Here is a 9,795-nt window from a genome sequence, read left to right as displayed (position 1 = left end):
CATGCGCAAACACATCCTTGCCGCCGTGCAAGCGCACGCCGCGGCAGAGTATCCGCGCGAGTGCTGCGGGTTGATCATCGCCGTGGGCCGCTCCCAGCGGTACCTACCGTGCGACAACACTGCGACCGATCCGGCCGAGGAGTTCCGCATCTCGCCGGAACAGTATGCGGCAGCCGAGGACCAGGGCCAGGTCATCGGCATCGTTCACTCGCACCCGGACGCTACCAGCAGGCCGTCGCCGCGTGACATGGCGATGTGCGAAGCAACAGGATTGCCCTGGTACATCCTGTCGTGGCCCGAGGGAGACCTGCGCACAATCACTCCGACCGGTCATACCCCACTGCTGGGCCGGCCCTTCGTGCACGGTGCCTGGGACTGCTGGCAGGTCTGCGCGGACTGGTACAAGCGCGAGTGGGGCCTGGAGTTCCCGGCTTACGCCAGGGAAGAGGGATGGTGGGAGCAGGCGGATGGCCCGAGTCTCTACGAGCAGGCCTATGAGGCAGCGGGTTTCTACCAGGTCATCCAGCCGCAACGCGGGGACATGATTGTCATGGCCGTAGGCCGCACGGCTCACCCGAACCACGCCGGCATCTACTTGGGCGCCGACGCCAAACTGCCCGACGAGGGCGGCCAGGTCTTCGGCCCAGGCCCATTCATGCTGCATCACCTGCTGGGGCGGCCGTCAGAAATCGTGGTGTTCGGCGGGCCCTGGCTCGATCGGGCGCGGCTTGTGTTGCGTCATTGGGAGGCGAAATGAAGCGGCTTACCCAAAGACTGGCTAGGGTCAGAACATTGTGATCTCTCGGTGGAAGCTTACTTCTTGACCTGCAAGCCGCGCGCTCATCATGTCTTTAAAAGCTAGGATATGCTTTGCCGGAATCACGTAGCCGAGATTTATCATATGCCTTACCTCGGCAAAGTCTTCCAGCGAGCTAGGGATATCCTTGATTACTATTTTGCCCTTGCTGGTATGAGTAGGTCCCGCATAAAGAACCCCTATTAGCTTGTTCGGGCGACGACTGATGGTCGCAATGCCTTTTTCGATACTGAAGGATTGTTTTTCCTTAAGAACTACAGGGCTACCGCTCGAGCCGGGGAAGCACGCACAATCTATGACGAAATGGCGGCGTCCATCGAAGTCTATTCTTGGGTCGCTAGCAATGGTTCCTTGTCGAACAATTGGCAGGTTATGTTTTTCGTCAGAAAGGCCCGTTGGATATCCGATCATGACAACGGTTTCGGATTGTTCAAGAGAGTCCAGATCCTCGCTTCTAACTAGGTCATGTTCTGAGAACATGGTCCCATGCCCTGCATAGCCCGCGTCTGTTAAGTTCTGTAGGACGGCGGCGATGTTGATGGCGGCGAGGTCAATATCTCTATCAGGATGCTTGAAGATTATACTGTCCACGCCTTTTTTAAGCGTGTATTTAGCTATTCCAATTTTTTGAGTGCTATCTGATGGCGAGGAAAGCGAAAGTTTCACGGTCAACTCTTTGGCGCCTTCCATGACATGTTTATTTGTAATCAGTAGTGGTGCTATTTCATCATGTTTCATTTGTAGTGCTAACATGAAGCCTGTGCCGCGAGATTTTCCGCTTTCACTTGCCGTTTCTATGAGGGCCGTTGTACTGTCTAGAATGTTTTTTGTTTTACTGATTCCGTTCATTGTTAAATTCCTCTGGAGGTTTGCGTGAGTGACGTACTGATAGTCGATGGTTTTACTAGACAAGCGAGCTACGATCGGCGCGGTAGAGTGTTCGTTGATGCCCACTTTATTGACTATGAAACGGAGGTGGATACTTTTCGTGCACTAGCAAAAAAGTATCTGAAAGGCGCTCTAAAAGAAGTCACTTCGCGCGGGGTTTGTCATCCTGTATTCGCTGTCGACATGACTCCTTACGAGCCCTCAGTCCAGACCTATGATGACTGGGGCGGAAAAGCTGTTCTGCTACCTGCTCAGCAAGCAGGCAGCTAGCGCAACGCTACTACGACGACGCCATCGCCGGTTACTGGCATTTCATCCACGCTGGATGCTTGCTCAGGGCGGAGTGAAGGTGCATTGTCTAAGGCGTTCAAACGGTGATAGCGTGTTGCCTCCATGCATCGATGAGGTTTTTATGGCTACACGATTCAAATCTAATAGTGAGCTTGACGCTTGGGACCGTTATTTCGCAGCCGCACTGAGCACCTCAGTTGCCCCGGGCGCACTGAAAAACACCTCATCCAGTGCGCTGACTGAGGCTCTTGAGCATGCGGCGGCAACCGCAGATGCGATGATGGTCATTCGGGGACGACGAGAGCCGAAGCTTTGAAATTATAAGCCCAGCCCCGCGCTGGGCTTTTTGCATCCGGGATCCTGCTATCTGGCGCTTGTGATATTGTTTTGCCTTCATGGCAGTGGAGGCGTTCGATGAAGGTCAAGAATTGGGATGGCTGGGAGCCTGAGTGGCTGAAGCTTGTGGATCATTTTCAAAGCGCACCGGCAGTGCCGGGTGTTTACATCATCTGCGCTGACCGCGCGATCACACGTGCAGTCGGGATTGATGAGAACGGAATTCTCACTGTCGGTGAGTCCGACAACCTGAAGCGTCGTCTGGCAGCATTCGTTCGATGTGCGCGTTCGAAAGAGGCTACCGGCCACATGGCGGGCTGGCGGTTCAGCTTCGCGTCATTTGAAAAGATGTTCCCACTAGAGAGCCTTTGGGTGAGCTGGTGCCCCACCGTTGACAAGGCAGCAGCCTACGCGAAGGAGGGCGAGATGCTGGGCCTGTATCTGGCAGAGCATTACGAGTTACCTCCGCTGAACTACAAGTACAACTGGTCTCCTCAGGAGCAGTGACTTGTAAGCCCTATTCCGCGCTGGGCTTGTTGCTGCTGGTGCAAACCTTCCGTCTGGCTGTGCTAGATTCCAAGCTCCAACATGGAGGTGGCAATGAGCAACAGAGGGAAGGATCGCCAGATTGACAATATTGAGTTCAACGTCAGCGACATCAAGCTCAGCAAGGACTTCTATGGCGCGGTGTTCGGTTGGAGCTTCGTTGACTATGGCCCAACATACACCGAGTTCAGTGACGGTCGGTTGACCGGTGGCTTCACCACTGGTGAGCCAGTCAGGCCAGGCGGGCCATTGGTCATTTTGTACTCAGACGACCTTGCTGACGCCGAGAGCAGGGTTGTGGCTGCTGGCGGCAGGATCAGCCGGGAGGTTTTTTCTTTCCCAGGCGGGAAGCGATTCCATTTCGTCGACCCAGACGGTTATGAACTTGCTGTCTGGACAGCGGCGGTCTGAGGAAGATATAGCCCAGCCCCGCGCTGGGCTTTTTGCATTTGGCTGCCGGGCCAGGTCCGCGCTACAGTCACCCATTTCAAGGCAGGGACTCATGCGAATTCTGATCGGTGCTCTGGGGCTGGCGTTGCTGGCGGGGTGTGCGAGTGTTTCCGAAACTCGGAGCAATCCGGCTCTTTTGGATCTGAAATCACAAAAGCCTGCCAAGGACGTCGCTGAATGCATTCGTGATAGCTGGCAGAGCACTACCGTTCTCGGCGCAAGCGTCGGCGGAATCCTGCAGTCATCCGGTAATCGCTACTCGGTTCTTGCTCCAGACGCGCAGGCGCCTCTGCACTTGGTCGATGTGGAGCCAAGCAAGAGCGGATCCACGGTTCGATATCATTTCTACCGCACATGGCAGTCGCCGCTTGAACGGGTCACTGACGCGGTGAAGGCGTGTGTCAAGTAGAGGATGCACTTATCTCAAGCCACCTTCGGGTGGCTTTTTTGTTCCTGGAGGAAAGCAATGACCGACCATGCAATCGACCTTCAACCAATGACCAACGTGTTGCTTTACGGAAAGCTTCGCCAATTCGGGCGGTCATTCAGGCTATCCGTTCGATCTCCAGCGGAAGCGATCAAAGCTCTCTGTATTCAGATCCCTGGCTTCGAGCGGTTCATTGCCAATTCCAAAGCGGAGGGGCTTGAATTTGCCATCTTCCGTGGAGAAAGGAACCTTGAAGAAAAGGAGCTTGGCTTCGGAGGAAGTGGTGATATTCGGATAGCCCCGGTGATCATCGGCAGCAAGCGAGCAGGCCTACTTCAGACCATCATCGGTATTGCGATTGTGGCCTTGGCCTGGTGGAACCCACTGGGCTGGTCTGCTGCCACAGCTCTCGCTATTGGCATGGGCGGTGGCTCGATGGCCGTGGGCGGTGTGATCCAAATGCTAAGCCCGCAGGCTCAAGGACTTACCATGAGTGGTTCACCGGAGAACCTCCCGAGCTATGCCTTCGGCAGCGCCAAGAACACGACCGCCAGCGGCAACCCTGTTCCGATCTGCATCGGTAAGCGCCGCTGGGGTGGCGCGATCATCTCCGCTTCAATTCTCGCCAGTGATAAGACTTGAAATTTATGCCCTGAAGCAGCTAAAAGGGCATTTTGCGGGGTAATTTGTGATGCAGGATAGGGCCTTGGAAAGCGCTTTCTACGTCCGGCGTTCAGTTGAAGTAGACGCGGCGCTCAACGATTGGACTCTGAGAGGGCACGTTTTGGAGCGTGACAGAGCTCTAGAGTGTCGCTTCGTGATCCTCCTCAATGAAGAGGCTGACACGTTTAAAATCGTCAGCCTTCTGGAAATTGAAAACCTCGAAGTACAAGCGGACCGTCGTTTCAGCTGTGAAGTCATCAAAAGGACATTGATTCTCGATCAAGTTTTTTTTGACGATTTTGGATTGGCACTTCCGAATCAACCTCCGCTCGAGGTACCGGCTTTCGACTTTGAGTTCTCCAAATATTTTAAGACTTACTCTTGGCCCACATAGAATGAGTTAGCACGCAACCCGCTTCGGCGGGTTTTTTATTGCCCGGAGGAAAGCATGGGCCCCGTAGATCACCTGGAAATCACCGGCGCCAAAGGCGGCGAGAGCAAGCCTAAGACCCCCGTCGAGGCCCCGGACAGTCTGCAGTCGACGAACATCGCCAAGATCCTGCTGGCGGTGGGCGAAGGTGAGTTTGACGGCACACCGACCGACCGTGATATCTACCTCGACAACACGCCGATCATGGACGCCAGCGGCAACGTGAATTTCCCTGGCGTGAAATGGGAGTGGCGCCGCGGGAGCGTCGAGCAGGAATATATCCAGGGCATCCCATCGATCGAGAGCGAGAACACCGTCAACGTTGAGCTGCGCAGTGACAGCCCGTTCACGCGCTCGCTGAGCAACACGCAGCTGTCTGCGGTGCGAGTGCGCATGTCCTGGCCGCGCTTGGTCAGCCAGGACAGCAGTGGCAACACCAACGGCTACCGCATTGAGTACGCCATCGATATCGCCACCGATGGTGGTGCGTACGTTGAAGCGCACTTGGGTGCAGTAGACGGTAAAACCACGAACGGCTACCAGCGCTCCGTACGGGTCAATCTGCCTAAGGCAACCACCGGCTGGATGATGCGCGTCCGCCGGATCACCCCGAACGCCAACAGCGGCACCGTGGGTGACACGATGACCATTGCCGGCTACACGGAGATCATCGATCAGAAACTCAGCTATCCGAACACGGCGCTCCTCTACATCGAGTTCGACGCCCAGCAGTTCCAGAACATCCCTGCGGTGACCGTGGATTGCAAGGCCAAACTGTGGCCTGTGCCGACCAACTACGACCCCGCGACTCGCACCTACACTGGTGTGTGGGACGGCACCTTCAAGCAGGCCTGGACCAACAACCCTGCGTTCGTGACCTACGGCCTGTGCGTCGAGGACCGCTTTGGCCTGGGCAAGCGCATCAAGTCGTGGATGGTCGACAAGTGGGAGATGTACCGCATCGCCCAGTACTGCGACCAGTTGGTGCCGGATGGGATTGGCGGGCAAGAGCCGCGCTATCTGTGCGACATGAACCTGCAGGGCCGCGCTGAGGCTTGGACCCTACTGCGCGACCTGTCGGCCATCTACCGGGGCATGGTGTACTGGGCCCATGGCTCGCTGTTCATGCAGGCGGACATGCCGCGCGCCCAGGACATCGACTGCGTGTTCACCCGGGCCAACGTCATCGACGGCGACTTCGTCTATGGCGGCGCTGAGCGCAACACCCATTACAGCCGGGCCTTGGTCAGCTATGACAACCCGGCGAACAACTATGACACCGATGTGATTCCGGTAACCGACAACGCGCTCCAGCGCCGGTACCGGGACCGTCCGGTAGAAATCTCGGCCATCGGCTGCACTCGTGCCTCCGAGGCCCAGCGCCGAGGCAAGTGGGCGCTGCTGAGCAATAGCCAGGACCGTACCGTCACCTTCAAGACTGGAATGGAGGGGCGCATCCCGCTGCCTGGCTACGTCATTCCCGTGGCTGACGAGCTGGTGGCGGGCCGCCCGAACGGTGGTCGGATTGCGGCCGCTGCCGGCCGGGTGGTCACCCTCGATCGCGACACGCCGATCAAGGCCGGCGACCGTCTGATCCTGAACCTGCCAAACGGCACCGCCCAGGCACGCACCGTGCAGTCGGTCGCTGGGCGCGCGGTGACGGTGACCACCGATTACGGCGTGCAGCCAGAGCCAGAGCTGCAGTGGGCGATTGATTACGACGACCTGGCGGTTCAACTGTTCCGCGTGTTGAAAACGACCCGCACCCAGGAAGGTGAGTACGAAATCACCGCACTGGAGTTCAACCCGAGCAAGTTCGCTGCGATCGACACCGGCGCCAAGCTGGACGAGCGCCCGATCAGCGTCATTCCGATCACTGTCGTACCGCCACCAGCGAGCGTAACGCTGACTTCTGCCTACGCCATTTCCCAGGGAATCGCGGTCAGCACCATGACGATCGCCTGGCCAGCTGTGCAGGGCGCGGTTGCCTATGACGTGGAGTGGCGCAAGGACAACGGCAACTGGATACGGCTGCAGCGTACCGGCACCACCTCGGTCGACGTGGTGGGCATCTACGCAGGCGCTTATCTGGCTCGCGTGCGCGCCGTCAGCTCGTTCGACATCACGTCGATGTGGCGGGATTCGGTACTGACCGAGCTGAAGGGGAAGGAGGGTGCACCTCCGGCGTTGGCCTATCTGAATGCTATTCCGGAAATCATGGCCATCCGGCTCAACTGGGGCTTTCCGGCAGGTGCAGAAGATACTGCTTATACCGAAGTCCAAATGGCGTCCGAGTCAACCGGACAGAATCCTCTCCCACTCGGCCAGTTCGCATACCCGACACCGACCTACCTGCATAGCGGGATGGCTGCGGCTGTGGTGCGGTACTTCCGCGGCCGCCTGGTCGATAGGTCGGGCAACATCGGACCGTGGTCAGACTGGGTCTACGGCCAGTCCAGCGCCGACGCCGACGAGATCCTCGACTACATCACCGGCAAGATCACCGAGACCCACCTTGGCCAGAGCCTGCTGAGTGAGATCGAGAAGATCAGCGGGGAGGGGCCTGGGTCGGTCAACGAGCGGCTGACGGCAGGCGACATCGCCCTGCAGAATCAGATCGACTCGCTGCAGGCTCAGCTGGCGGACGTGGTCGGCGCCCCGGACTGGGATGCGGCCCAGGCCTACTTGGCGGGCTCCCTGGTGAAGCAGGGCGGCAAGCTGTACCGGGCCAAGCAGGACGTGCCGGCCGGAACGCCGGTCACGGATGCCGGCTATTGGGAATACATCGGCGACTACGCATCCCTTGGCGAGATGGTCACGGCGCTGGCGTTGCGGGTGGATGCCGTGGAGACGAGCGTCGAGGAGATCGACGGCCAGCTGGCGGCTATGGCGACCCGGATCATCGGTGTGGAGACCCAGGTCTACCCGCGGATGGCCGGTGCTACCGACTGGAAGGCTGGCGATTCGGCTGTACGGGCAACGTCCACCTCGATCTACAGCGCGTTCAGCAGCGGCGATATGGCGCTGGCGCGGCGTATCGACTTGGTCGAGGCGCAGATTGGCGACGACCTCAACGCCAGGTTCGAGCAGGAAGCCTATGCGCGAGTGACCGCTGACGAGGCCCTGGCCACTGAGGTGACCAAGGTTTCGGCCAAGGTCGGGGACAACGAGTCGAAGCTCCAGCAGGAGATCACGGCGCGGACCAGCGCAGACGAAGCACTCACGGCGCAGATGACCTCAGCGACATCGAGGATCGGCCAGGCTGAGGCAGGGCTCGCCACGGAAGCGCAGACGCGCGCTTCGGCCGACCAGGCAATCAGCACCTCGGTCACCCAGCTGACCAGCCGGGTTGGCGACAGCGAGTCGGCGATCGTCAACGAGGCGCAGACCCGGGCGAACGCCGATCAGGCGATCAGCAGTTCGGTAACGCAACTGAGCAGCCGGGTAGGGAGCACCGAGGCCTTGGTGCAGGACACGTCCGAGGCGCTGGTCGATCTGGAGGGCAACGTGTCGGCCACCCGCAACATCAAGGTGGGCGTCGACGTGAACGGCCGCTACTACGGTGCTGGGATGGGCATCGGGGTGGAGAACACGCCAGACGGCATGCAGTCGATGGTGATTTTCCTGGCCAACCTGTTCTCCGTCATGCACCAGCCCGGCGGCACGCCGAAGTCGGTGTTTGCCATCCAGAACGGCCAAGTGTTTATGAACAGCGCGATCATCAACCAAGCCGACATCATCAACCTGATCATCACCGGGGAGCTGCGCAGTTCCAACTACGTTGCTGGCTCTCAGGGCATCCGCATCAACTTCGTGACGAATGAGTTTGAGATAAACGGGGTTCGGCCTGGAATGGGCCGGATGAACATCACCAATCAAGCACTTACCGTCTACGACACCGCACGTATGCGGGTTCGGCTCGGGCTGTGGGGGTAACGATGACCGCAGGTTTACAGGTTTGGGATGAGGCCGGGAACATAGTCGTGGATATCACCGACCGGCTGGCCAAGATGCTCGGAACGGTCTACACGGGAGCATCATCGGGCTCTGCTTCTGTGCCTGGTTTGAGTTCGGGAACACCGTTTTTTGCTGCGACGCCAGTGTCCTCTACTCAAGGCTCACTGGCTTTGTTTGTGCCGGCCATTTCGATCAATCAGGCGGCGGAAACGATCACTTGGACCTTTGAGGCTAACAAGAACCAGTCGCCCTCATACATAACGGTCGGAGTGTTCTGATGCCTGCAGGTCTTCAAGTCTTCACGCCCGATGGACTGGTTCAGATTGATGACACCTGGGTCAACTTCGCGATGGTCAGTAAGCAGTTAATAACCTCCGCCGACAACATCCCGTTCGATGGCTTGTTTGTGCGCGGTGTCCAGTTCTATGTGGCATCACCGCAAGACCTTGTGTTTGTTCATTGCACGAGCGAGTTCGGCTTTATGGTCCGGCGGATCGAAACCAATGGCAACAACCGTTGTATTGTCGTGACGAGGGCCCTGGGGGTTACGGTTGAGATCTTTGTTTTCCGCAAGCAGCCGCCGGCAGCATCTCTATACGGTCTGCAAATATGGAACCCGGCTGGCGAGCTTGTCTTTGATGCTGCATCCAAGTTTTGCAAAGTAAAGGGGGTTATCCCGTCGTTCACCGGCAGTGCGAGCTACAACCATCCCGCCGGGAAAAAATATGCGGTTAATTTTCCGCAGTTCATGGGTAGATGGACATCTGACTTCATCCCATCTTCCTCCGGAGAGGTTCCGTACTATTTACATGCTTGGTACACCTATCTCCTCTATTGCAGATCGGATGGGGTGACTGTGACAAGTCTATATCCGTACATGGCCATGGAGGCACCGTGGTATGCCCCCGTGCCGCCTGCGCCACCGTCTTACGACCGTTACTACACCGGCGGCAGTTCGCTGATTGCCGATGTGACAGGATTATAAATAGG

The 9,795-nt window shown here is 58.0% G+C and carries 11 protein-coding genes; 10 read left to right on the top strand and 1 reads right to left on the bottom strand.

From position 1 onward, the window contains the following. The first annotated feature begins 1 nt into the window (after position 1). Positions 2 to 757: a C40 family peptidase gene (locus ACMGF5_RS25280; protein WP_414157407.1), complete on the top strand. Its 756-nt coding sequence runs from the start codon at positions 2 to 4 to the stop codon at positions 755 to 757. A gap of 27 nt (positions 758 to 784) precedes the next feature. Here the strand turns inward: ACMGF5_RS25280 and ACMGF5_RS25275 are convergent, their stop codons facing one another. After that, positions 785 to 1,666: a S1 family peptidase gene (locus tag ACMGF5_RS25275; RefSeq protein ID WP_414157406.1), complete on the bottom strand. Its 882-nt coding sequence runs from the start codon at positions 1,664 to 1,666 to the stop codon at positions 785 to 787. A gap of 24 nt (positions 1,667 to 1,690) precedes the next feature. On the opposite strand from ACMGF5_RS25275, the gene ACMGF5_RS25270 reads away from it, so the two are divergent. The 9 genes from ACMGF5_RS25270 to ACMGF5_RS25230 all read left to right on the top strand — a co-directional run bounded on the left by ACMGF5_RS25270 (position 1,691) and on the right by ACMGF5_RS25230 (position 9,790). Then, a complete protein-coding gene (locus ACMGF5_RS25270) occupies positions 1,691 to 1,975 on the top strand; it encodes a hypothetical protein (RefSeq protein WP_414157405.1) in 285 nt (94 codons plus the stop codon). 435 nt (positions 1,976 to 2,410) lie between these two features. After that, the gene (locus ACMGF5_RS25265) at positions 2,411 to 2,839 is read left to right on the top strand and encodes a hypothetical protein (RefSeq protein WP_414157404.1); all 429 of its coding nucleotides are present in this window, start codon (positions 2,411 to 2,413) and stop codon (positions 2,837 to 2,839) included. Between the two features lie 93 nt (positions 2,840 to 2,932). Then, positions 2,933 to 3,289 (top strand): VOC family protein, encoded by a 357-nt coding sequence (locus ACMGF5_RS25260; RefSeq protein WP_414157403.1) that lies wholly within the window; start codon positions 2,933 to 2,935, stop codon positions 3,287 to 3,289. A 91-nt stretch (positions 3,290 to 3,380) separates the two neighbouring features. Further along, entirely contained in the window at positions 3,381 to 3,737 is a 357-nt protein-coding gene (locus tag ACMGF5_RS25255) for a hypothetical protein (protein ID WP_174142163.1), read from the top strand. A 57-nt stretch (positions 3,738 to 3,794) separates the two neighbouring features. Next, on the top strand, positions 3,795 to 4,397 hold the full coding sequence (locus ACMGF5_RS25250) for a tail assembly protein (protein WP_174142162.1): 603 nt from the start codon (positions 3,795 to 3,797) through the stop codon (positions 4,395 to 4,397). A 64-nt stretch (positions 4,398 to 4,461) separates the two neighbouring features. Next, positions 4,462 to 4,812: a hypothetical protein gene (locus ACMGF5_RS25245; RefSeq protein ID WP_174142161.1), complete on the top strand. Its 351-nt coding sequence runs from the start codon at positions 4,462 to 4,464 to the stop codon at positions 4,810 to 4,812. Positions 4,813 to 4,866: 54 nt separating this feature from the next. After that, on the top strand, positions 4,867 to 8,784 hold the full coding sequence (locus ACMGF5_RS25240; RefSeq protein WP_414157402.1) for a DUF1983 domain-containing protein: 3,918 nt from the start codon (positions 4,867 to 4,869) through the stop codon (positions 8,782 to 8,784). A 47-nt stretch (positions 8,785 to 8,831) separates the two neighbouring features. After that, a complete protein-coding gene (locus ACMGF5_RS25235; RefSeq protein WP_196914384.1) occupies positions 8,832 to 9,083 on the top strand; it encodes a hypothetical protein in 252 nt (83 codons plus the stop codon). Continuing rightward, the gene (locus ACMGF5_RS25230; RefSeq protein ID WP_414157401.1) at positions 9,083 to 9,790 is read left to right on the top strand and encodes a hypothetical protein; all 708 of its coding nucleotides are present in this window, start codon (positions 9,083 to 9,085) and stop codon (positions 9,788 to 9,790) included. The genes ACMGF5_RS25235 and ACMGF5_RS25230 overlap by 1 nt, the downstream gene beginning before the upstream one ends. Positions 9,791 to 9,795: the final 5 nt, after the last annotated feature.

It is taken from the genome of Pseudomonas sp. BNK-15 (genome assembly GCF_047456105.1).
Lineage (GTDB): Bacteria > Pseudomonadota > Gammaproteobacteria > Pseudomonadales > Pseudomonadaceae > Aquipseudomonas > Aquipseudomonas putida_E.
The sequence above is the reverse complement of the archived record's forward strand: the minus strand, read 5'-3'. Positions and strand labels throughout refer to the sequence as shown.

What these genes read in the sequence shown, in the direction of transcription:
- ACMGF5_RS25280 (WP_414157407.1), top strand. Translation starts at nt 2, where the DNA reads ATGCGCAAACACATCCTTGCCGCCGTGCAAGCGCACGCCGCGGCAGAG.
- ACMGF5_RS25275 (WP_414157406.1), bottom strand. Translation starts at nt 1,666, where the DNA reads ATGAACGGAATCAGTAAAACAAAAAACATTCTAGACAGTACAACGGCC.
- ACMGF5_RS25265 (WP_414157404.1), top strand. Translation starts at nt 2,411, where the DNA reads ATGAAGGTCAAGAATTGGGATGGCTGGGAGCCTGAGTGGCTGAAGCTT.
- ACMGF5_RS25260 (WP_414157403.1), top strand. Translation starts at nt 2,933, where the DNA reads ATGAGCAACAGAGGGAAGGATCGCCAGATTGACAATATTGAGTTCAAC.
- ACMGF5_RS25255 (WP_174142163.1), top strand. Translation starts at nt 3,381, where the DNA reads ATGCGAATTCTGATCGGTGCTCTGGGGCTGGCGTTGCTGGCGGGGTGT.
- ACMGF5_RS25250 (WP_174142162.1), top strand. Translation starts at nt 3,795, where the DNA reads ATGACCGACCATGCAATCGACCTTCAACCAATGACCAACGTGTTGCTT.
- ACMGF5_RS25240 (WP_414157402.1), top strand. Translation starts at nt 4,867, where the DNA reads ATGGGCCCCGTAGATCACCTGGAAATCACCGGCGCCAAAGGCGGCGAG.
- ACMGF5_RS25230 (WP_414157401.1), top strand. Translation starts at nt 9,083, where the DNA reads ATGCCTGCAGGTCTTCAAGTCTTCACGCCCGATGGACTGGTTCAGATT.